The following is a 23,341-nucleotide window of genomic DNA, read 5'->3' on the forward strand; positions in this document are numbered from 1 at the left end:
ATGGCTGGACATTCATCCAGCAAAAAGCAAACTGCGACTCGGGCCGGTATTCTGGCCTTCATCACAACATCTGGACTCCCCCCACCTTACGGCCAGGTTCGTCAAAGCAAGAAATGGTTGAGATTGACGGGTCAGCCTGAGCCTTCCCGTGTCCCAACAAAGGTCGATGCTCCTAACGTTGGAGCTACCCGGACACGAAGTGCGTGTCGCACGATTCCCGGCATTGTAGCGGAATCGCCTCGTGCCAACGGTAACGTCTTGTATGCTCGCAAAATGAAAAAGCGCCCCGATAAGGGGCGCTTTTTTGACTATCCAGGCGCATCACGAACCAAACGCAGCGGATTCAGGACTGGGCCATCTTCAGCCCGCCATCATCATGCAAGGCGTTGCCGGCAGCGGCTGCCGGCTTCGCCTGGCCAGGCGCGGTCGCATGACCCGCACCAGCCGTAGCGCCATGGCCATTACCGGCGCCATGGGTGCTGCCATTCGCACTGCCGTTGCCAACGTGACTTCCATTGGCATTGGCGCCCGTGCCGCCGCTACCTGCCTGCGGCAGCGCCGGGCTGCGATCGACTCGTTCACGCAACTCCTTGCCCGCCTTGAAGTGCGGCACCCGTTTCTCGGGCACCAGCACACGTTCGCCGGACTTGGGGTTGCGTCCCACGCGCGGCGGACGCCGGTTCAGACCAAAACTGCCGAATCCGCGAATCTCGATGCGGTGGCCATCGGCCAGCGCTTCGGACATCGCGTCGAGGATCGTCTTCACCGAGATGTCCGCATCCCGCAGCAACAGCTGCGGGAACCGGGCAGCCAGTTTTTCGACAAGCTCGGACTTGGTCATGGGCATCCGCTAGCAGGCGTAAGAACCAATGCTTACTGGTTGTCCTGGCCGAGCTTGGCCTTCAGCAGCGCGCCCAGGTTGGTCGTGCCAGCCGTGCCGGTGTCGGCAGCGAACTTTTGCATGGCTTCTTGCTGCTCGACGTTGTCCTTGGCCTTGATCGACAGGTTGATGTTGCGCGACTTGCGGTCGACGTTCACCACCAGGGCGGTGATTTGTTCGCCTTCCTTCAGCACGTTGCGAGCATCTTCCACGCGGTCAGCCGAGATTTCGGATGCGCGCAGGTAGCCTTCGACGTCATCAGCCAGTTGCACGACAGCGCCCTTGGCATCAACAGTCTTGATCGTGCCGTTGACCAGGGAACCCTTGTCGTTAGCCGAGATGAAGTTGTTGAACGGGTCGCCCGACAGCTGCTTGATACCCAGCGAGATGCGTTCCTTGTCGACGTCGATGCCCAGAACCACGGCTTCCACTTCGTCGCCCTTCTTGTACTTGCGCACGGCTTCTTCGCCGGTTTCTTGCCAGGACAGGTCGGAAAGGTGCACCAGGCCGTCGATGCCACCGGGCAGGCCGATGAACACGCCGAAGTCGGTGATCGACTTGATCTGGCCGCCCAGCTTGTCGCCCTTCTTGTGGTTACGGCTGAAATCGTCCCACGGATTGGCCTTGCATTGCTTCATGCCCAGGCTGATACGACGCTTGTCTTCGTCGATATCCAGAACCATGACTTCGACTTCGTCGCCCAGCTGGACAACCTTCGACGGAGCGACGTTCTTGTTGGTCCAGTCCATTTCGGAAACGTGGACCAGGCCTTCGATGCCGGCTTCGATTTCAACGAATGCGCCGTAATCGGTCAGGTTGGTCACCTTGCCGAACAGGCGGGTGCTTTGCGGGTAACGACGCGAGATGCCGACCCACGGATCTTCGCCCAGTTGCTTCACGCCCAGCGAGACGCGGTTCTTCTCTTGGTCGAACTTGAGGATCTTGGCGGTGATTTCCTGGCCAACCGACAGCACTTCGCTCGGGTGACGCACACGACGCCATGCCAGGTCGGTGATGTGCAGCAGGCCGTCGATGCCACCCAGGTCCACGAATGCGCCGTAGTCCGTGATGTTCTTGACGATACCGTTGACGATGGCGCCTTCCTTCAGGGTTTCCATCAGCTTCTGGCGCTCTTCGCCCAGGGTCGCTTCCACAACGGCGCGGCGCGACAGCACCACGTTGTTGCGCTTGCGGTCCAGCTTGATGACCTTGAATTCCAGGGTCTTGCCTTCGTACGGCGTGGTGTCCTTGATCGGACGCACGTCGACCAGCGAGCCCGGCAGGAACGCGCGGATGCCGTTGACCATGACGGTCAGGCCGCCCTTGACCTTGCCCGTGACCGTGCCCGAGATGATTTCGCCGTCTTCCAGCGCCTTCTCGAGGTTCAGCCACGATGCCAGGCGCTTGGCCTTGTCGCGAGAGAGAATCGTGTCGCCATAGCCGTTCTCGAGCGCGTCGATGGCCACGGAGACGTAGTCGCCGGCCTGCACTTCGAGTTCGCCCTGGTCGTTCAGGAACTCCTCCACCGGCACAAAGGCTTCCGATTTGAGGCCGGCGTTGACGACCACGAAATTGTGGTCGATGCGCACGACTTCAGCGGAAATCACTTCGCCAGCCTTCATATTGGAGCGGGCGACGGATTCCTCGAACAGTGCGGCAAAGGATTCGTTAGTTTGCAGGTCGGACATAAACTTGAGTATCAATCCGCAGTACTCGGGCCGGCGCGTGGATCGCGCTCAGTCTGCACCGGGCAGCGGGGTCAGGTTGAACAACACCGGCGGATCTGCGCTTGCAGGCTCTGCCGGCACTTCGGTGTTGCAGCGGCTGGACCAGCGCGGGTCAGGAACCCGGCGCGCCATACCATTGCAGCACCTGCGCCACCGCCTGATCCACCGTCATGTCGGAGGTATCGAGCAAGTGCGCATCCTCTGCGGGACGCAGAGGCGCGGCCGTGCGGGAGCGATCCCGCTGGTCGCGCGACTCAAGGTCTCGCAAAAGGTCTTCGATATTAGCAGAAATTCCCTTATCAATCAATTGTTTATAGCGCCTGCGAGCGCGCGCCTCGACACTTGCCGTCAGGAACACCTTCAGCCGGGCATCCGGGAAAATCACGGTGCCCATGTCGCGGCCGTCGGCAACCAGGCCGGGCAGCTTGCGAAAACCGCGCTGCAGCGCCGTCAGGGCGTCGCGAACCGGCTGGTGGACGGCGATCGCAGAGGCCCGGTTGCCGGTGGCTTCCGCGCGGATGGCCAGGCTGACCTCCTCTCCGCGCAGCCAGACACGGTCAGGCCCGAACTTCACATCGAGGCGGGTAGCCAGGCTGGCCAGCCCCTCCACATCCTGCATGTCGATGCCCGCACGCTCGCTGGCGAGCGCCACCAGACGGTACAACGCACCGCTGTCCAGCAAATGGAAGCTGAGCGCATCGGCCACCTTGTGCGCTACGGTGCCCTTTCCCGACGCGGTGGGCCCGTCGATGGTGATGACGTCGACGATAGTCATTGTTTATTAAGACAGAACAAAATATTGATTTCTTAAATCAATTGAGAATCATTAGCATGTAGTTCATGACAGGCACCGGACAAGATCGCGGGCCCAAGCAGCAAACGACCGACATCTTCGCGAGGCAATCTACCATGGCTAAGACCCTGTCGTTTGGCATCATGCACGTTGCCATTGCCTTTGGCGTCACTTATGCGCTGACCGGCAATCTGGCTGTCAGCGGCGCCGTGACGTTCATCGAGCCGGCAGTCAACACTGTGGCGCATTACTTCTTCGACCGCTACTGGGAACGGCGCGAACCCGGGGCGAAGCACGAGACCCTGCCCCAAACCGGGTGCGGCGGCGATAGCCTGCCACTGGCCGCGTGATCAGCGCGCCACCGCGCCAAACACCTCGAAGTAATCCGGGAACGTCTTTGCAACGCAGCCAGGCTCGTTGATGCGCACCGGCAGCGGACCGAACGCGGCCAGCGAAAAGCACATCGCCATGCGGTGGTCATCGTAAGTATCGATGCCGGCGGCCGGGGTCTGCCAGGCGGATTGGGCCGGTGGCGTCACCTTCAGGTAATCCGAACCCTCCTCCACTTCGACGCCTAGCTTGCGCAACTCGGTGGCCATGGCGCTGATGCGGTCGGTTTCCTTGACTCGCCAGCTGGCGATATTGGTTAGCGTGGTAGGCCCCTCGGCGAACAGCGCCGCCACCGCCAGGGTCATGGCAGCGTCCGGAATATGGTTGCAGTCCAGCTCGATGCCGCTCAAGCGGCCATCGTCGCGCTCGGTGCCGCGGACCTCGATCCAGTTGGCGCCGGCCATCACGTTGGCGCCCATGCGGTTAAGCGCCTCGGCAAACTTGACGTCGCCCTGGATGCTGGCCATGCCCACGCCCTCGACCCGCAGCGGGCCGCCGCCGATGGCGCCCGCAGCCAGGAAGTAGGAGGCCGAGGACGCGTCGCCCTCGACAAAAATCTCGCCTGGCGAGCGGTATGCCGCGCGAGCCGGCAGGATGAAGCGTGACCAGCCCTCGCGCCGGATCTCGATGCCAAAGCGCGCCAGCAGGTTGAGCGTGATCTCCACATAGGGCTTGGAAATCAGCTCGCCCACCACTTCGATCTCGATGGTGTCGCCAGGCGCATCGGCCAGCGGCAAGGCCATCAGCAACGCCGTCAGGAACTGGCTGGACACGTCGCCACGCACGCGGATCGGCGCATCGATGCGAATCCGCGCGGGAGAAATCTGCAAGGGCGGATAGCCCTCGGTGCCAAGGTAGGCGACGCTCGCGCCAATCTGGCGCAGACCATCGACCAGATCGCCGATCGGCCGCTCATGCATGCGCGGCACGCCGGACAGCTTGTAGCTCCCGCCCTGCAGCGCCAGCGCCGCGGTCAGCGGGCGAATGGCCGTCCCCGCATTGCCCATGAACAGCTCGGCTGCCTTGTTGGGAAATTTGCCGCCCACGCCGCGCACCACGCAAGCACCTTCCTCCTGGCGCCATTCCACGCCCAGCGTGCGCAGCGCCTGCAGCATCACGCGCGTGTCATCCGAGTCGAGCAGGTCGCACACGCGGGTCTCGCCCTCGGCCAGCGCCGCCAGCAACAGGACCCGGTTCGAGATGCTCTTGGAACCCGGCAGGCGAACCGTGCCCGAAGCGCGAGTGAAGGGACCGAGCGTGAGATGTTCCATGGTTTCCATGCTAGTTGGCGGGTGGCTTTCGATGAAAGGCGCGCCGCTTTCGTTGGTGACGTGGCGTTCGTGTAGCGCCGGATTGCGTGGCGATCAGGGCTCGGCGTTGACAGCCGGCGCGCGCTGCGCGCCCCATTGCTGCCGCACTTGGCTGGCGCGCTGGAAAATACGCTCCAGGCCCTCGCCGTTGCTGTTTTCGATCAGGGTCTTCAGATGCGCCAGCATGGCCTGGTAGGTGCTGAGCTCGCTCAACATCGCCTCGCGGTTGCCAACGCAGATATCGCGCCACATCTCCGGCGACGACGCCGCGATCCGGGTGAAATCCCGGAAGCCGCCGCCCGCGAAATCGAGCTTGAGCGCCGCGTCTTCGGCATTGGCCACCTGGGCCACCAGCGCATAGGACAGCAGGTGCGGCAAATGGCTGACGGCGGCGAACACGGCATCGTGCTGCACGGCCGACATCACGCTGCACTTGGCGCCCGCGGTCTCCCACATGGCGCGCACGGCCGCAACGTCAATGCGGCTATTTTCCTGCAGCGGGCACAGCACGACTTTCTTGCCAACATAGAGATCGTCCAGCGCCGCTTCCACGCCATGCAGCTCGCGCCCGGCAATCGGATGCGCTGGCACGAACTGGGCCGCCTTGTCGCCCAGCGCGGTCTTGGCCGCCATGATGACGTCGGACTTGGTGCTGCCGGCATCCGTGATGATCGTAGCTGGCTCCAGATGCGGCTCAAGTGCATGGAGCAGCGCAAAGGTCTGCGCCACCGGCGCGCATAGCACGATCATGCTAGCGCCCTTGGCGGCGTCTTCCAGCGTGGCCGCCTCGTCGATCACGCCCAGCTTGAGCGCACGCTCGAGCGAAGCTTGCGAGCGGCCGACGCCGACCACCGTGCCGACCGCACCCGCACGCTTGAGCGCGAGTGCCAGCGAGCCGCCGATCAGGCCGACGCCGACAATGACGACACGGGAAAAAAATGGAGCGGACGCAGGAACGGTCACGGGGATACGCTGCCAGGCAAGGAAGTTCGGGAATCCGATATTGTAACTTCTCCGCCGGAGGGCGGCGCCGCCATTGCGCCTTTGCGTGAGCTTGCATGGCGCCGGCCCGCAGAGGGCCGGGACATTGCTTGCAACAGCGCTTACTTGAGGGCCTTTTCCAGCGCCGCGATAAACGCCGCGTTTTCCTCGGGCAGGCCGATGGTGATACGCAGCCATTGCGGCAGGTTGTAGTTGCCCACCGGCCGTACGATCACGCCTTGCTTGAGCAGCGCCAGGTTGACGCGCGCGCCGGCGCCATCATCCCGCCCCACGCGCACCAGCACGAAATTGCCCGAGGACGGCACGTATTGCAGGCCAAGCCGGTCGAACGCCGCCACCAGTTGTGCCTTGCCGGCACGGTTCAGCTCGGCGCTGCGCTGCAGGAAGGCCGCATCGCCCAGCGCCGCCACCGCCGCTGCCTGGGCCAGGCTGTTGACATTGAAGGGTTGGCGGATACGGTTGAGCAGATCGGTCAGCGCGGGCTGCGCCACGGCGTAGCCAATGCGCAGCCCGGCCAGGCCATAGGCCTTGGAGAAGGTGCGCGATACCAGCAGGTTGGGATACTTGCGGACCCACGCGATCGAATCGTACTGCTGCGCGTCGTCCAGGTATTCGTTGTAGGCCTCGTCCAGCACCACCACGACATCGGTCGGCACCTTGGCCAGGAAGGCCTCGATCTCGGCGGCCGGCAGGAAGGTGCCGGTCGGGTTGTTAGGATTGGCGATAAAAACCAGGCGCGTGTCCGGGGCGATGGCCTCGGCCATGGCATCGAGATCGTGGCCGTAGTCGCGCGCCTTGACCTCGATGGCACGCGCGCCGACTTCCTGCGTGGCCAGCGCGTACACCGCGAAAGAATGCTCGGCATAGATGATCGACTCGCCCGGCTTGACCAGCGCATGCGCCGCGATTTCCAGGATATCGTTGCTGCCGTTGCCCAGCGTGAGCCAGTCGGCCGGCACGTCGAAGCGGGCCGACAGCGCGCCCTTCAAGGCGAAGCCGTTCGCGTCCGGGTAACGGCCCAGGTCGGCCACGGCGGCAGCGATGGCAGCCCGGGCCGATTCGGGCATGCCGAGCGGATTCTCGTTCGAGGCCAGCTTGACGATAGTGGACTCGACCAGGCCAAACTCGCGCGCCACTTCGGAAATCGGCTTGCCCGCCACGTACGGGGAAATCGCCCGCACATACTCGGGACCGAACTGCTTGCCCTGCTCTGCCATGTTCATTCCTTCTCTGAAACGTTGTTCGCGGATCGCCGATCCTGTTACCGGCTGGACGGATACGAGCCCAGCACCTTGAAGTAAGCCGCGTTGCGGCGCAGCTCTTCCAGCGCGCGCGCCACTGAAGCATCGTGCTGGTGGCCTTCGACGTCGACGTAGAAGTAGTACTCCCACGCGCCGCTGCGCGCGGGGCGCGACTCGAACCGGCACATCGACACGCCGTTGTCGGCCAGCGGCGCAAGCAACTGGTAGACCGCACCGGCCTTGTTGGGCACCGAGAGGATCATCGAGGTCTGGTCACTGCCGGAGGGCTCGGTCTCGTAGCAGCCGATCACGGCGAAGCGCGTGCGGTTATGCGGATCATCCTGGATGTGCGTGCGCACCAGATGCAGGTGGTAGCGATTAGCCGCCGACTCGCCGGCGATGGCCGCCACGGTGGGATCCTCGCTGGCCATGCGTGCCGCTTCCGCATTGCTTGACACCGCCTGGCGCTCCAGGTGCGGGTAGTTGGCCGTGAGCCAGTGCTGGCACTGCGCCAGCGCCTGCGCATGCGCGCGCACCACGGTCACGCCCTTCATATCGGGCGACGACGCCATCAGGTTGTGGTGCACCTTCAGCGCGATCTCGCCACTGATCTTCAGCGAGGTCTGCAGGAACAGGTCCAGCGTGCGCGAGACCGCGCCCTCAGTGGAATTTTCCACCGGCACTACGCCGTACTCAACAGTGCCGGCTTCCACCGCGCGGAACACCTCATCAATGCTGGGGCAGGGTACGCCGCTGACCTCGTGGCCAAAGTGCGCGTACAGCGCCTGCTCCGAGAAGGTGCCTGCCGGGCCGAGGAATGCCACCTCGAGCGGCTTCTCCAGCCCGCGGCAGGCCGACATCACTTCACGCCAGATTGCCGCCACGCTGTCGTCTAGCAGGGGGCCGGGGTTGGCCCCCTGCACCTTGCGAATCACCTGCAGCTCGCGCTCGGGGCGGAACACCGGCGCGCCGTACTTCTTCTTGACCTCGCCCACATCGAGGGCAAGTTGCGCGCGGCGGTTCAGCATCGCCAGCAGCTCGCGGTCGAGCGTGTCGATCTGCTCGCGCAGCGGCGCCAGCTCGACGCCCAGCGCCTTTTCGGCCGCGCCATTGTCCTGCTGCGCCTCCCCCTGCGCGCCTTGCTTGTCTTGATTTGTCATTGTATGAATCCGCTACGCCACGCCATTGCGCAGTGCCAATGGCAGTGAAATGGCCTTGGGAAAAAACCGAATCGGCACCGCTGCGGCATCGCCACGCGATGCCGCAGCGAACAAAGGATCAGGCCGCGGTCCGCTCGAACTCGCGCATGTACTCAATCAGGGCGGCAACGCCCTCGATCGGCATGGCGTTGTAGAGGCTGGCGCGCATGCCGCCGACCGACTTATGGCCCTTCAACTGCACCAGGCCATTGGCACGCGCACCCGCCAGGAAGGCGTCGTTGCGGGATTCGTCGGCCAGGAAGAACGGCACGTTCATGCGCGAGCGGCTGCCTGGATCGATCTCGTTGCGGTAGAACGCGCTCTGATCGAGGAACTCGTACAGCGCGTGCGACTTGGCAATGTTGCGTTGCTCGATGGCGCCTACGCCGCCCTGCGCCTTGAGCCACTTGAAAACCAGCCCGGCGATATAGATGGAATAGGTCGGCGGCGTGTTGTACATCGAGTCATGCTCGGCCACCAGGCGCCAGTTGAAGGCGGACGGGCACAGGGGATGCGCGTGGCCCAGCAGGTCCTCGCGCACGATCACGATGGTCAGGCCGGCCGGCCCGATGTTCTTTTGCGCGCCGCCGTAGGCTACCTGCACGCGCGACCAGTCGACCGGGCGCGACAGGATGTGGCTGGAAACGTCAGCGACCACGACCGGTCCGCCGTCGCGGTGCTGGCCGATGTCGGGCACGTCCTGGAACTCCACGCCAACGATGGTTTCGTTGGTGCACAGGTGCACGTAGGCAGCATCGTCCGACAGCTTCCAGTCAGCCACATCCGGGATGCGGGCGAACTTTTGCGCGGTGCTGGTGGCTGCGATATTCACCTCGCCGTAGCGGCGCGCTTCCTGCTCGGACTTGACCGACCAGGTGCCGGTGACGACGAAATCCGCCTTGGGACGATCCGCGTTCACGCGGCGCATCAGGTTCAGCGGCACGATGCCGTTTTCGCCGATGGCACCGCCCTGCAGGAACAGGATGCGGAAGTTCTTCGGCACCTGCAGCAGCTCGCGCAGGTTGGCCAGCGCCTCGGCCTGGATGCTCTCGAACTCGCGGCTGCGGTGGCTCATTTCCATCACCGACACGCCGGATCCGTGCCACGACAGCATCTCGTCGGCTGCCTGCAGCAGCACTTCGGTCGGCAGGGCCGCCGGACCCGGCGAGAAGTTATAGACACGCTCGGCCACGGCGCGCTGCATCATGGCGGCAAGTGCTGGATTCTGGGGTTCGTTCATGGATCGGGATGGAAATGAAAAATGGCTGCCGGATTACCCAAGCAGCCATTATCCATCAAACCCGCGCCAGATTGGGGAGGCGAGGACAGTGCCCCGCCCGCCCAGCCTGCCCGCCGGTGAATTACTTCGCCGCGGCGGCGATTTCCTTCTCGGCGGCGTCGCGCATCGACTTGCCGACTTGCGGGCCGTACTTTTGCATCATCGAGCCCCAGATTTCCTGGGTCGCCTTGCCCTGGTTAGCCATGAACTTCTGGCCGGTCGGCGACTTCAGGAACGTGGTCAGGTCCTTGATTTCCTGGGCGCTGTAGTACTTGCCGAAGGCGTCGTAGTGGGCCTTCATGGCATCGGTCTTGAAGCCATCGGTGGTGAACGCCGTGCCGGCGCCATCAACCATGCGCTGCACCGCGCCGTTCTTCTTGAGCTTCTCGACAGCAGCTTGCTTTTGCTTGTCGTTGAGCGTCTTGTTCTCGACCAGTACCTGCTCCAGGACCATGGGCGCTTCCTGCTTGGCGCCTTGCTGCCAGTTCTCGGCCTGGCCCTTGACGGCCTGGTCGGCTTGCATCACGGTCAGTAGTTCCTTGATGGCAGCGGTCTTGTCGGCGTCCTGGGCATGCGCCGCGTTGGCCAGCATCATGGCCGGTACGAAGGCAGCCAGAACAGCGATACGTCGATAGGTTTTGAGCATTGTGACTCCCTTGTAAATATGTCCGTTTTAGTCCCGCAGCCGGCAATCGAGTTCCGGATAACGGGTCAATGTTGCAACAACTTACGAATTTGATCCTGTGTCAGGCGTGCCAGCGTCGGTGCCGTCCTGCGCACCTGCCTGCTCACCGTCGGCAGCCGGAACCGCCGCATCCACCGCGTCAGCCCCTTCTTCGAGTTCGTCGCCCGCCACACCGTTGTCGGCATCGCTTTCGACGATTCGCTGCAGGCCGGACAGCTTGGTGCCCTCGTCCACATTGATCAGGGTCACGCCTTGCGTGGCACGCCCCATCTCGCGGATTTCAGACACACGTGTGCGGATCAGCACGCCGCCGGTCGTGATCAGCATGATCTCGTCCTCCGGCGACACCAGCGCGGCAGCCACTACCCGGCCGTTGCGCTCGCTCGTCTGGATCGCAATCATGCCCTTGGTGCCACGGCCGTGTCGAGTGTACTCGGCGATCGGGGTGCGCTTGCCGTAACCGTTTTCGGTGGCGGTCAGCACGCTGCCCACTGCGACGGCCTGCTCGCTGGTCTCAGCCGGGGCCACCAGCATGGCGATCACCGTCTGGCTTTCTTCCAGATTCATGCCGCGCACGCCGCGGGCCTGGCGGCCCATCGGACGCACGTCGTTTTCGTCGAAGCGCACGGCCTTGCCGGAATCCGAGAACAGCATCACGTCGTGCTGGCCATCGGTGACGGCAGCGCCGATCAGGTAGTCGCCCTCATCGAGGTCGACAGCGATGATGCCGGCCTTGCGCGGGTTCGAGAACTCGGTCAGCGCCGTCTTCTTGACAGTGCCGCGCGCGGTGCTCATGAAGATGAAGTGCTCGGCGTCGAACTGGCGCACCGGCAGGATGACGTTGATCTTCTCGCCATCGGACAGCGGGAACATATTGACGATCGGCCTGCCGCGCGAGTTGCGCGACCCCTGTGGCACCTCGTACACCTTCAGCCAGTACAGCCGGCCGCGATTCGAGAAGCACAGGATGTAGTCGTGCGTGTTGGCGACGAACAGCGTGTCGATCCAGTCGTCTTCCTTGGTGGTGGTCGCCAGCTTGCCGCGGCCGCCGCGCTTTTGCGCGCGGTACTCGGAAATCGGCTGGCTCTTCATATAGCCACTGTGCGACAGGGTCACCACCATGTCCTGCGGGGTGATCAGGTCCTCGGTATCGAGCTCGGTCGCGTTGAGCTCGATATGCGAGCGGCGCAGGTCGCCGAACTCGGCGCGGATGGCGGTCAGCTCGTCGGTGATGATGGTGCTGATGCGCTCCGGGCGCGACAGGATGTCGAGCAGGTCGGAGATGACCGCCATGACATCGCGGTATTCCTGGACGATCTTGTCCTGCTCCAGGCCCGTAAGGCGCTGCAGGCGCATCTGCAGGATTTCCTGGGCTTGCGAGTCGGACAGGCGGTACAGCCCGTCGGTTTGCATGCCGAAGATGGCCGGCAGGCCGTCCGGGCGGTAGGACGCCCGGCCGCCGGCGGTGTCGCCTTCAGCGCGTGCCAGCATTTCGCGCACCAGGCTGGAATCCCAGGCCTTGGCCATCAGCCCTTGCTTGGCGATGGGGGGCGTGGGCGCGGCCTTGATGATCGCGATGAACTCATCGATGTTGGCGAGAGCCACCGCCAGGCCCTCCAGCACGTGGCCGCGCTCGCGCGCCTTGCGCAGCTCGAACACGGTGCGGCGGGTGACGACCTCGCGCCGGTGCGACAGGAAGCAATCCAGCATCTGGCGCAGGTTCAGCAGGCGCGGCTGGCCATCGACCAGCGCCACCATGTTCATGCCGAAGGTGTCCTGCAGCTGGGTGTGCTTATATAGATTGTTAAGCACCACTTCCGGCACTTCGTTGCGCTTGAGTTCGATCACCACGCGCATGCCGGATTTGTCGGACTCGTCGCGGATATCGGAGATGCCCTCGACCTTCTTGTCCGTCACCAGCTCGGCGATGCGCTCGAGCAGGGTGCGCTTGTTGACCTGGTAGGGCAGCTCGTCGACGATGATCGCCTGGCGCTGGCCACGGTCGATATCCTCGAAGTGCGTCTTGGCGCGCATGACGACGCGGCCGCGGCCGGTGCGGTAGCCTTCGCGCACGCCCTGGATGCCATAGATAATGCCGGCGGTCGGGAAGTCTGGCGCCGGAATCAGCTCGATCAGTTCGTCAATCGTAGCTTGCGGATTACGCAGCAGATGCAGGCAGCCATCGACCACTTCGTTAAGGTTATGCGGCGGGATATTGGTGGCCATACCCACCGCGATACCCGACGAACCATTAATCAGCAGATTCGGGATACGTGCCGGCAGAATCAGCGGCTCATGTTCGGAGCCATCATAATTCGGCCCGAAATCGACAGTTTCCTTATCGATATCGAGCAGCATCTCGTGGGCAATCTTGGACAGGCGGATTTCGGTATAACGCATGGCTGCCGCGTTATCCCCGTCCACTGAACCGAAGTTACCCTGGCCATCGACCAGCATGTAGCGCAGCGAGAAATTCTGCGCCATCCGCACGATCGTATCGTATACAGCAGTGTCGCCGTGGGGGTGATACTTACCAATCACATCCCCTACGATACGGGCCGATTTCTTGTACGGCCGGTTCCAGTCGTTGTTAAGCTCATGCATCGCATAGAGCACACGCCGGTGTACCGGCTTCAAGCCATCCCGCACATCGGGAAGCGCGCGCCCGACGATCACGCTCATGGCGTAATCGAGATAGGAACGGCGCATTTCCTCTTCGAGGGAGACCGGAAGGGTTTCTTTGGCGAATTGATCCATTGCGGCGTGGGTTATCCGGCGAATTTAAACAGAAGGCACCCAGGTGAATCGCCATTCGCCAAAGCGGCGTCTGACAGGTGGGCAACGTGACATTCTAACATGCGCGGCTGCCCTCTCCCGCAGCCGCGGCGCCCCCCTTGGCAGGGGCTTCGGCAGCGCCCGGAAAGCACGCGCAAGGCCGAGTCGAAAATCCTGCAAGCACGGCCTGGCAAGGGTTTGCGGGCATCGCAAGGGCCATGTTGCACAAACACCACAGGCCTAAAACCCATTGATGGAATCGAATATATTTACTTCTTAGGAAACGACCCTTGTGGCACAATTCCCCAGCGAAGAGCCAGACATTGTTCGAAGTGGAGCATACACCGCATCGAGAATGTTATACTCCGAAGAATGTATGACTTGTTTCCGTCCATTTGCTCGCAGTAACCCTGCGGTGATCTCATCCTGAGAGGAGAAATATGAAAAAATTTGCCAAGCTCGCGCTCGTTGCAGCTACCGCAGTAATGGCTGCATCCGCTCAAGCCCAGTCCGTCCCCTACGAAAAGAAGGCTGTGAACGATAACTGGGGCAACGGTACGAGCGAGTACGTGTGGAAGAATGGCACGAACGAGCTCTGCTGGCGCGACAGCTCGTGGACCCCGGCCACCGCCAACGCCCTGTGCGACGGCGCCCTGGCTCCGGCGGTCGCTCCGGTGGCAACGCAACCCCCGGCAGCTGTTCCCCCGGTTGTTTCCAGCGAAAAGGTCACTTTCGCTGCTGACACCCTGTTCGATTTCGACAAGGCCGTGCTGAAGCCGGAAGGCAAGGCCAAGCTGGACGACCTGTCCTCCAAGCTGTCGGGCATCACCCTGGAAGTGATTATCGCAGTTGGCCACACCGACTCGTTCGGTTCGGACAAGTACAACGATCGCCTGTCGATCCGTCGTGCTGAAGCCGTCAAGGCCTATCTGGTCAGCAAGGGCGTGGAAGCCAACCGTGTCTACACGGAAGGCAAGGGCAAGCGTCAGCTGAAGGTTGACCCGAAGTCGTGCAAGGGCAATCGCAAGGCACAAATCGCTTGCCAGCAGCCGAACCGTCGCGTGGAAGTCGAAGTGGTCGGCACCCGCAGCGCACGTTAATCGGAACCTTTCCGATGAAAGAAAGCCCAGCGCAAGCTGGGCTTTTTTTTTGATACAGTCGCGGCATACCCTCCGCCTTCACGCTGCCGCACTGGTGGCGCGCCAAACTCCATGACGCAGATATCCTCCCCACTCCACCCAACCGTTGAAACCACCTTGATCGGCAAGAACGCCGACGCGCGCGAAATCGACAAGTTCAGCGAGCTGGCCCATCGCTGGTGGGATCCTGAAAGCGAGTTCAAGCCGTTGCACGAGCTCAATCCGCTGCGGCTCGGCTGGATCGACGGCATCGCCAGCCTCAAGGGCAAGGACGTTGTCGACATCGGCTGCGGCGGCGGCATCCTGGCGGAGAGCATGGCGCGCACCGGTGCCACGGTGCGCGGTATCGACCTGTCCACCAAGGCACTGAAGGTCGCCGACCTGCACAGCCTGGAGTCCGGCGTGACAGTGACCTACGAAGAAATCGCTGCCGAAGCGCTGGCGGCGCGCATGCCCGCCAGCGTCGATGTGGTGACCTGCATGGAAATGCTGGAGCACGTGCCCGACCCGCAATCGGTCCTGCGCGCCTGCGCCACGCTGGTACGCCCAGGCGGCTATGTGTTCTGCTCCACGATCAACCGCAACCTCAAGGCCTATCTGCTGGCCGTGGTTGGCGCCGAATACGTGCTCAAGATGCTGCCGCGCGGCACGCATGACTACGACAAGTTCATCACGCCGTCCGAGCTCGCCCGCTACGCCCGCAACACCGGGCTCGAGCTGGTCGAGATGCGCGGCATGACGTACAACCCGCTGACCCAGGTCTACTCGCTGGGCCGGGACACCGATGTGAACTATATGATGGCATTTCGCCGGGCCGCCTGAACATGCGCACCTACGACGCAGTCTTCTTCGATCTCGACGGCACGCTCGCCGACACCGCCCCCGACCTGGCCGCGGCAGCGAACCGGCTCGTCACCGAGCATGGCCGCCCGCCCGTGGACTACGAAAAACTCCGTCCGGTGGCCTCGCACGGCGCGCGCGGGCTGATTGGCGCCGCCTTCGGCAAGAGCCCGGCCGACCCTGAGTTCCCCGCCCTGCGCGACACCTTCCTCGATTACTACGAGGCCGACATCGCGGTGCATACGCGCCTGTTCGATGGCATGGCCGAGGTGCTTGACGCGCTGGAAACCGCCGGCATCCGCTGGGGTATCGTCACCAACAAGATCACGCGCTTCACCGCGCCACTGGTCGCCGCCATCGGGCTGGCGCCGCGCGCCTCGGCCGTGGTCAGCGGCGACACCACGGCGCATGCCAAGCCCCACCCCGCACCGCTGCTGCATGCCGCCGAAGTCAGCGGCGTGGCGCCCGGGCGCTGCGTGTACGTTGGCGATGACGTGCGCGACATCCAGGCCGGCAAGGCTGCCGGCATGATCACCATCACCGCTGCCTACGGCTACTGCGGCGACGGAGAGCCGCCCGAGGCATGGGGCGCCGACTACCTGGTGCGCCATCCCAGCGAGCTGATCGCGCTGCTGGCCCCTGGCGCACAGCGCTGACGCGGGAGGCGGCGCGACAGGCATTTACACCTGAAGCCGCCAACGGAGTACAATCTCTCTTCTTGACACTGTTCACACAGTTCACGCAGGGGCCGACCTGGTTTCGACGTGGGTTACAAAGCAGTGGAGGGCATACCGAGGACCCGTCACCTCGTTAATCAATGGGAATGCAATAACTGCTAACGACGAACGTTACGCACTGGCCGCTTAATTGCGGCCGTCCTCGCACTGGCTCGCTGGCGGGCTAGAGTCGCAAGACTACGCGAGGTCATTAACGCCAGATAAGCCCTGAGTTTGTCACGGACCTAGGGACGAAAATTTAGTGACTCGCCGTTGTAGAGCGTGTCCGTCCGCGATGCACCGGTTAAATCAAATGACAGGACTAAGTATGTAGAACTCTCTGTGGAGGGCTTGCGGACGCGGGTTCGATTCCCGCCGGCTCCACCAATATTCAGTCCCGGTTATTTCCGGGACTACCGAAACCCCGAGGATAAGCATTCTCGGGGTTTTCTTTTTTCCGGCTTTGATAATGAGGGCGGTGCCCCCCATCCCCCGAGAAATTGCTAGAAATGCGGGAAATTTCCACCGAATTAAGATTTGTCCGATTCACATAACACCCCCAAGCCTGCATCATCTACACAAGCTGCCTCTGCAGAGGCAGACTTCCCGACGCGAGCCTTCGTAGCTTCACGTCCGGAGTTACCCTCCAGCGCCCGCTCAGTCCTGTGCGGGCGTCTTTTTTTGCGCGCTCGAACAGGCTCAGCCCGGGCACAGACGCAAGGTCATCAGCAAATTGTAATCATCTGTTACAGTCGAGATTTTTTCGGCAACCGAAAAGCGGCGCCAGCGGCGCCCATGCGCACCGGAGCGGGCAAAGTACAAATGAAGAAACTGATTGGGGCTGCAAGCATTGCGCTGGCCCTCGCAGGCTGTGGCGGATCGGGCGACAACAGTGACGGACTGGCGATCGTGCGCACGCCTCCCGCCGCCGTACCTACAACACCAACGACGCCGGCGACGCCAGTGATCCCGGCAGCACCCGACACCATCGCGCTCGGCTCCGGCTTCTACATCGGCACCTCCGCCGCAGGCGAGCGGTTCAACATCCTGGTACTGGACGAAAACGTCTATTACGCCTTCTACGCGATGGCAGGCATACCGGACGTATCAGCCGGAGTCCTGACCGGCAACTACAGCTCGGGCAGCGGCGCGCTCACCACCAATAACAACGGATTGGATTTCAATCAGGAGGCGGCGGGCTACAGCCTGACCGCAGCGAACCTGATGGCGGCCTACGTGCCGGGCAAGTCGATCCAGGCACAGGTCACCTATCGCAACGGCAGGAACACGGTCGTCAATGCCGCCTACAGCACCGACTACAACTTCATCGCGACCACCGACGGCCTGAAGGGGACTTACTATGGCACGTCGAACATCATCGACACGACCGGAATCACGGCGGGTGCTGTAAGGCTGGCCATCGACGCCAGCGGTAACCTCACGCTAGACGGCAGCAGCTCGGGCTGCAGCTTTACCGGGACCGCCACGCCGCGGCGCCAGGGCAAGGTCTACAACGTCGCCTTGCAGCTGACGGGGCCGACTTGCCCCTACGCGAACACACCCATGACCGGCATCGCTTACTACGACCCCACCACCACGCATAGCTTGCCCACGCCCGGCCAGATCTACCTGATTGCGATGCGCCCCGACCGCCAGGTCGGGGTGATCTTCACTGGCAAGCTCTGAAGCGCAGCCTAGAGAAAGCGGTCGAGGATCTTGCGGCTGCCCTTGTCCAGGCTGGCCAGGTTGCGCACCAGGTAATGGATGCCGTGGCTATCGGAGATCAGCAACGTAGAGCCGGCGAGGCGGCGGATGTCTTCCTCGCCACGCAGCACCAGCGACGTGAGGCCACGATCCGTCTCCACCTCCCAGGTGCTGGGGGTGGCGTAGGTCGATACCGAGCGGATGCGGCGGATCTCCGGCATGAATTCGCGGCTGGCCAGCTCAGCCTCGATCATTTCGCGCACCGGGGCGGGCAAGGTATCCAGCCGGGGCAGCCAGGCCAGCTCGCGGCCATCGGCACTGACCAGGCCGACACCATCGTCGGGCGCGGCGATGGGGAAGGCGCGCACGGGAACGACACCATCATGCACAACGCCATCCGCCGTGGTCATCACCAGGCGGCCAAGGGCATTGCGGGAGAGCTTGAAATCGACTTGCTGCATGTGGGCTCCCATCCTTATTGCACGTTGACCGCATCGGCGGAGGTGAGATCCGCGTCGGCATCGACATTGCGGGCCTGCGCCTGGTAGAGCTTGTAGTAGGCGCCTTCGCGCGCCAGCAACTCATCGTGGTTGCCAACTTCCACGATCTGTCCGCGGTCCATTACCACCAGGCGGTCCGCCTTGCGCAGCGTGGACAGGCGGTGGGCGATGGCGATGGTGGTGCGGCCTTGCACCAGGTTGTCCAGCGCCTTCTGGATTTCCTTCTCCGTCGTCGTATCCACCGACGAGGTGGCCTCGTCCATGATCAGGATGCGCGGGTTGATCAGCAGCGCGCGAGCGATGGAGATACGCTGGCGTTCGCCACCGGACAGCGCTTGCCCGCGCTCGCCCACGAGAGAGTCGTAGCCGTGCGGCAGGCGCAGGATGAACTCGTGCGCATGGGCGGCGCGCGCCGCGGCGATGATCTCTTCGCGCGAAGCACCTGGCTTGCCGTAGGCAATGTTCTCGGCAATCGTGCCAAAGAACAGGAACGGCTCCTGCAGCACCAGCCCGATATGACTGCGGAACTCCGAGACCGGCAGCGAGCGGATATCGACGCCGTCCAGCCGGATCGCGCCTTCGGAGACATCGTAGAAGCGGCAGATCAGGTTGACCAGCGTGCTCTTGCCCGACCCGCTGTGTCCCACCAGGCCAATCATCTCGCCCGGTGCGATCGACAGGTTGAGCCCGCGGATCACGGCACGGTTGCCGTAGCGGAAGCCCAGCTCGCGCAGCTCGATGGCGCCCTCCACACGCTCCAGGTGCACCGGCCGCGTGGGTTCCGGCACGCTGGAGACATGATCGAGGATATCGAAGATGCGCTTGGCGCCAGCGGCGGCCTTCTGCGTGACCGAGACGATGCGGCTCATCGAATCCAGGCGTGTATAGAAGCGGCTGATATAGGTGAGGAAGGCCACCAGCACCCCGACCGTGATCGCGTTGTGCGAGACCTGCCAGATGCCGAAGATCCACACCACCAGCAAGCCGATCTCGGTCAGCAGCGTGACGGTCGGGGTGAACAGCGACCACACCGCATTGACCCGGTCATTGATGGCGAGGTTGTGCCGGTTGGCTTCGCGGAAGCGCTCCACTTCGCGCTTTTCCTGCGCGAAGGCCTTGACCACGCGGATGCCCGGGATGGTATCGGCCAGCACGTTGGTGATCTCCGACCAGATCCGGTCGATCTTCTCGAAGCCGTGGCGCAGCCGGTCGCGCACCAGGTGGATCATCCACGCGATGAACGGGAGCGGCACCAGGGTCACCAGCGCCAGCCACGGGTTGATCGAAATCAGGATGGCCGCCGTCATGACGATCATCAGCACGTCGGTGGCGAAATCCAGCAGATGTAGCGACAGAAACACGCAGATGCGATCGCTTTCCGAGCCGATGCGGGCCATCAGGTCGCCCGTGCGCTTGCCGCCGAAGTACTCCAGCGACAGGCGCAGCAGGTGCTCGTAGGTGGTGGTGCGCAGGTCCGCGCCGATGCGCTCGGACACCCGCGCCAACAGATAGGTGCGAGCCCAGCCAAGGCTCCACGCCACCAGCGCAGCACCCAGCAGGCCGGCCAGGTACAGCTTGACCCGGTCGTAATCGATGGGCAGCCCGTTCTGGTATGGGATCAGCACGTTGTCCATCAACGGCATGGTCAGGTACGGCGGCACCAGCGTCGCGGCGGTGGACAGCAGCGTCAGCAGGAAACCGGCCAGCAACTGGAAGCGGTACGGCCGGGCAAACCGCCACAGGCGCAGTAAGGCCCAGGTCGACGGCGGCGTTTCCAGGTCACGGCTGCATTGCGGGCATTGGTCGTCGTCCGGGGGCAGCGGGGCCTTGCAGGTCGGGCAGACCGCTTCGGCATCCAGATCCAGCTGCCCTGCCCGGCCCGAGGCCGACAGGTCGCGCTGCGCGTGGAACTGGTCGATCAGGCGCAACGCGGCCGGGTTGTGGCCCAGCGTGTAGCGCCAACTGGCCAGCAATCGCCCGTTGTCTTGCAACTCCAGCGTGCCGACCCCCGCATGATCGACGTGATGCAGCGATAATCCGGGCTGGATCGCCCATTCCTGCCAGTCTTTTTGCTCCGGCATGCGCGCCAGCAAGCGACGATCCGTCACAAGTACCCAGCCTTGGGTAAAATGCAGCTTTGCGTCAAGGTCGACTTCGAGCCAGGCAAGCACGGCTTCGCCAGGTTGCAGGCGGGTGCCGAGTTCGTTACGCCACGGCTCGTTCTGGGCGTCGCTGTCAATCACGGGCAAGGAAGGTTGGGTCATCGTTGGTACGGCATGCTGCGTCCTTGGGCTATGGACATAACTTGAAACAATTTAGAGCGGGCGCGCCCTGGCGGCCCGCCGATTTGCCCGCAGTATACATAAGGCCAAACACACGGGCGTCCCTGATGCACTGCACAATCGCTTTTTAATCAAGAAAGTCAACCGGCTGACCGTTGTAACGTTACTGAAAGGTTAGGCTTCTATTTCTCGGGCACTCGCCCACTGCCTCAAGCTAAATCAATGAAAAAGAAGGACATTGAGATTTTCGATGTCATGTCGCTGCGCGGCCCGAATATGTGGACATATCGGCCTGTGCTGGAGGCGTGGGTCGATATCGGGGAACTGGAGGATTTTCCCTCCAACACGATTCCGGGGTTCTACGAGCGCCTGTCGGCATGGCTGCCCTCGCTGGTCGAGCATCGCTGCAGCATCGGCGAGCGCGGCGGCTTCCTGCAGCGGCTCAAGGAAGGCACGTGGCCTGGCCACATCCTGGAACACGTCACGCTTGAGCTGCAGAACCTCGCCGGCATGCCCGGCGGCTTCGGCAAGGCGCGCGAGACCCCGATCCGGGGTGTCTACAAGGTGATCGTGCGGGCCTGGCACGAGGATGTCACCCGTGCCGCCCTGTTCGCCGCCCGCGACCTGGTGATGGCTGCCATCGAGGACCGCCCCTATGACGTTCAGGAGACGGTGGATCACCTTCGCCGCCTGGTGGACAAGCACTGCCTGGGTCCGAGCACTGCCTGCATCGTCGATGCAGCCGACGACCGCGACATCCCGGCGCTGCGCCTGTCCGAGGGCAACCTGGTGCAACTCGGCTATGGCAGCCGCCAGCGCCGCATCTGGACCGCAGAGACCGACCGCACCGCCGCCATCGCCGAGAGCATCTCGCGCGACAAGGACCTGACCAAGAGCCTGCTGGAATCCTGCGGCGTGCCCGTGCCCGAAGGCCGGCTGGTGGAAAGCGCCGCCGACGCCTGGGACGCCGCCGAGGACATCGGCCTGCCGGTGGTGGTCAAGCCCTATGACGGCAACCACGGCCGCGGCGTGTTCACCAACCTGACCACGCGCGAAGAAGTCGAGACCGCCTACGGCGTCGCCATCGATGAAGGCAGCGGCGTCATCGTCGAGCGCTTTGTGCTGGGCAATGAACACCGCCTGCTGGTGGTGGGCGGGCGCCTGGTGGCCGCCGCCATGGGCGAGACCGCCAGCGTGACCGGCGACGGCAAGTCGACCATCGATGAGCTGATCGAGTCGCAGATCAATTCCGACCCGCGCCGAGGCAGCACCGAAGACCACCCGCTCAACAAGGTGCGGCTGGATTCGGCCGCGCGCCTGGAACTCAAACGCCAGGGCTTCGACGCCACGTCCGTACCGCCCGAGGGCAAGCATGTGCTGATCCAGCGCAACGGCAACGTGGCCTTCGACGTGACCGACCGCGTGCACCCGAGCGTGGCCGCGCATGCCTCGCTGGCCGCCCGCATCGTGGGCCTGGACATCGCCGGCGTCGACCTGGTGGCGCAGGACATTTCGCGGCCGCTCGCCGAGCAGCGCGGCGCCATTGTCGAGGTCAATGCCGGCCCCGGCCTTCTGATGCACCTGAAGCCCTCCAACGGCGAAGCCCGCCCGGTGGGCCGTGCCGTGGTGGATCACCTGTTCCCGGCTGGCGAAGGCGACGACAACGGCCGCATCCCCGTGGTCGGCATCACCGGCACCAACGGCAAGACCGTGGTGGCCAAGCTGGTCGCGCGCCTGCTGCAGCTCTCGGGCAAGCACACCGGCCTGGCTTGCAGCGACGGCCTCTACCTGGACCGCCGCCAGGTGCAGGGCGGCGACCGCGCCAACTGGGACGCGGCCCGCCGCATCCTGATGAACCGCGCGGTGGATGCCGCCGTGATCGAGAACGACAGTGGCGCCATCCTGTCCGAAGGCCTCGCCTACGACCGTTGCCAGGTCGGCGTGGTGACCAATATCGATGTGCCCGACCACCTTGGCCAGTATTACGTCGAGGAAGTCGAGAAGATGTACAACGTGCTGCGCACCCAAGTCGACGTGGTGCTGGACGGCGGCGTGGCGGTGCTCAATGCGCGCGACCCGCTGGTCGTGGAGATGGCGGAGCTGTGCGATGGCGACGTGATCTTCTTCGGCATGACGGCCGACCTGCCCGCCATTGCCGCGCATCGCGCGGCGGGCCGCCGCGCGGTCTACGTGCGCGACGGCAAGGTGGTGCTCGCCACCGGCAGCCGCGAGGTGCCGCTGGCCGATGTGGCCGCGATCCCCCTCACCTATGCGGGCCGCGTGGCCTTCCAGGTCGAGAACGTGCTGGCGGCTGTGGCCACCGGCTGGGCGCTGGGCATCTCCAACGACCTGATCCGTGCTGGCGTGGTGACATTCGATGTGGGCCAGGTGGATGTGCCCGGACGCTTCACGCTGTTCGAGCGCAACGGTGCCATCGTGGTGATCGACGACGCCCACAATGCACCCGCGCTGGAGGCGCTGGTGGCATCGCTGGAACGCTTCCCGAGCGAGCGCCGCGTGGTGGTGTACGGCGCCGGCGCGCCGCGCCGCGACGAAGACATGGTCAAGCAAGGCAAGGTGCTGGGCGCCGCGTTCGACCGCGTCTTCCTGTGCGAAGACACCTCGGTCAAGCGCGCGCTGCCGGACGCCGAGGCACGCGCGCTGCTCAAGCAGGGCCTGTATGAAGGCCGCCGCGTGACCAAGATCATCGACGAGGGCTCGCGCCGCCAGGCGATCGAGGCCGCGCTCGCGCAAGTAGTGGCCGGCGACCTGCTGGTCCTGCAATGCGATGAGGCGACGACCCTGCCGACGATCGACCTGGTGCACCAGTGGATGGGCCAACCGGGCCGCCGCGCCTGATCCGCAAGGAAACTGATTTC

Annotated in this window: 18 protein-coding genes and 1 other RNA gene; 7 read left to right on the plus strand and 12 right to left on the minus strand. The window is 63.8% G+C overall.

Annotation, left to right across the window (positions count from 1 at the left end; genetic code table 11):
- Positions 1-343: 343 nt before the first annotated feature.
- The 3 genes from AC1DQR_RS32365 to cmk all read right to left on the minus strand — a co-directional run bounded on the left by AC1DQR_RS32365 (position 344) and on the right by cmk (position 3,382).
- Entirely contained in the window at positions 344-841 is a 498-nt protein-coding gene (locus AC1DQR_RS32365; protein WP_416047848.1) for an integration host factor subunit beta, read from the minus strand.
- Positions 842-873: 32 nt separating this feature from the next.
- Entirely contained in the window at positions 874-2,568 is a 1,695-nt protein-coding gene (gene rpsA, locus AC1DQR_RS32370; protein ID WP_006158411.1) for a 30S ribosomal protein S1, read from the minus strand.
- A gap of 151 nt (positions 2,569-2,719) precedes the next feature.
- The gene (gene cmk, locus AC1DQR_RS32375; RefSeq protein ID WP_416047847.1) at positions 2,720-3,382 is read right to left on the minus strand and encodes a (d)CMP kinase; all 663 of its coding nucleotides are present in this window, start codon (positions 3,380-3,382) and stop codon (positions 2,720-2,722) included.
- 134 nt (positions 3,383-3,516) lie between these two features.
- Between cmk and AC1DQR_RS32380 the strand changes: the two genes are divergently transcribed.
- A complete protein-coding gene (locus AC1DQR_RS32380) occupies positions 3,517-3,750 on the plus strand; it encodes a DUF2061 domain-containing protein (protein WP_477134461.1) in 234 nt (77 codons plus the stop codon).
- Here the strand turns inward: AC1DQR_RS32380 and aroA are convergent, their stop codons facing one another.
- From aroA to gyrA, 7 genes are all read right to left on the minus strand, one after another.
- Positions 3,751-5,061 carry a 3-phosphoshikimate 1-carboxyvinyltransferase gene (gene aroA / locus AC1DQR_RS32385; protein WP_477134473.1) on the minus strand — a complete coding sequence of 437 codons (1,311 nt, stop codon included), beginning with the start codon at positions 5,059-5,061 and terminating at the stop codon, positions 3,751-3,753.
- A gap of 93 nt (positions 5,062-5,154) precedes the next feature.
- Entirely contained in the window at positions 5,155-6,063 is a 909-nt protein-coding gene (locus AC1DQR_RS32390; RefSeq protein WP_416047845.1) for a prephenate dehydrogenase, read from the minus strand.
- A 140-nt stretch (positions 6,064-6,203) separates the two neighbouring features.
- Positions 6,204-7,319 carry a histidinol-phosphate transaminase gene (gene hisC, locus AC1DQR_RS32395; RefSeq protein ID WP_477134474.1) on the minus strand — a complete coding sequence of 372 codons (1,116 nt, stop codon included), beginning with the start codon at positions 7,317-7,319 and terminating at the stop codon, positions 6,204-6,206.
- A gap of 44 nt (positions 7,320-7,363) precedes the next feature.
- Positions 7,364-8,503 carry a prephenate dehydratase gene (gene pheA / locus AC1DQR_RS32400; RefSeq protein WP_477134462.1) on the minus strand — a complete coding sequence of 380 codons (1,140 nt, stop codon included), beginning with the start codon at positions 8,501-8,503 and terminating at the stop codon, positions 7,364-7,366.
- Between the two features lie 118 nt (positions 8,504-8,621).
- A complete protein-coding gene (gene serC / locus AC1DQR_RS32405) occupies positions 8,622-9,782 on the minus strand; it encodes a 3-phosphoserine/phosphohydroxythreonine transaminase (protein ID WP_043344478.1) in 1,161 nt (386 codons plus the stop codon).
- Between the two features lie 121 nt (positions 9,783-9,903).
- Complete coding sequence (locus AC1DQR_RS32410) at positions 9,904-10,467, minus strand: DUF2059 domain-containing protein (protein ID WP_043344476.1); 564 nt, start codon at positions 10,465-10,467, stop codon at positions 9,904-9,906.
- Between the two features lie 81 nt (positions 10,468-10,548).
- Positions 10,549-13,263 (minus strand): DNA gyrase subunit A, encoded by a 2,715-nt coding sequence (gene gyrA / locus AC1DQR_RS32415; RefSeq protein ID WP_477134463.1) that lies wholly within the window; start codon positions 13,261-13,263, stop codon positions 10,549-10,551.
- Positions 13,264-13,721: 458 nt separating this feature from the next.
- Here gyrA and ompA point away from each other — a divergent pair, with 458 nt between their 5' ends.
- The 5 genes from ompA (at position 13,722) to AC1DQR_RS32440 (ending at position 17,662) form a co-directional block, all read left to right on the plus strand.
- On the plus strand, positions 13,722-14,381 hold the full coding sequence (ompA, locus tag AC1DQR_RS32420) for an outer membrane protein OmpA (protein WP_416047843.1): 660 nt from the start codon (positions 13,722-13,724) through the stop codon (positions 14,379-14,381).
- A gap of 111 nt (positions 14,382-14,492) precedes the next feature.
- On the plus strand, positions 14,493-15,242 hold the full coding sequence (ubiG, locus tag AC1DQR_RS32425) for a bifunctional 2-polyprenyl-6-hydroxyphenol methylase/3-demethylubiquinol 3-O-methyltransferase UbiG (RefSeq protein WP_416047842.1): 750 nt from the start codon (positions 14,493-14,495) through the stop codon (positions 15,240-15,242).
- 2 nt (positions 15,243-15,244) lie between these two features.
- Complete coding sequence (gene gph, locus AC1DQR_RS32430; RefSeq protein ID WP_416047841.1) at positions 15,245-15,916, plus strand: phosphoglycolate phosphatase; 672 nt, start codon at positions 15,245-15,247, stop codon at positions 15,914-15,916.
- 88 nt (positions 15,917-16,004) lie between these two features.
- Positions 16,005-16,363: a transfer-messenger RNA gene (gene ssrA, locus AC1DQR_RS32435) on the plus strand.
- Positions 16,364-16,798: 435 nt separating this feature from the next.
- Entirely contained in the window at positions 16,799-17,662 is an 864-nt protein-coding gene (locus AC1DQR_RS32440; protein WP_416047840.1) for a hypothetical protein, read from the plus strand.
- Positions 17,663-17,670: 8 nt separating this feature from the next.
- Here the strand turns inward: AC1DQR_RS32440 and AC1DQR_RS32445 are convergent, their stop codons facing one another.
- Together AC1DQR_RS32445 and AC1DQR_RS32450 are read right to left on the minus strand one after the other, a co-directional pair.
- Complete coding sequence (locus tag AC1DQR_RS32445; protein WP_144409738.1) at positions 17,671-18,141, minus strand: cyanophycin metabolism-associated DUF1854 family protein; 471 nt, start codon at positions 18,139-18,141, stop codon at positions 17,671-17,673.
- Positions 18,142-18,155: 14 nt separating this feature from the next.
- Positions 18,156-20,444, minus strand: coding sequence for a cyanophycin metabolism-associated ABC transporter (locus AC1DQR_RS32450; protein WP_416047839.1), 2,289 nt, complete (start codon positions 20,442-20,444; stop codon positions 18,156-18,158).
- A gap of 240 nt (positions 20,445-20,684) precedes the next feature.
- Here AC1DQR_RS32450 and cphA point away from each other — a divergent pair, with 240 nt between their 5' ends.
- Entirely contained in the window at positions 20,685-23,321 is a 2,637-nt protein-coding gene (cphA, locus tag AC1DQR_RS32455) for a cyanophycin synthetase (protein WP_416047838.1), read from the plus strand.
- Positions 23,322-23,341 lie beyond the last annotated feature (20 nt).

This window comes from Cupriavidus sp. 05L411, assembly GCF_056398045.1.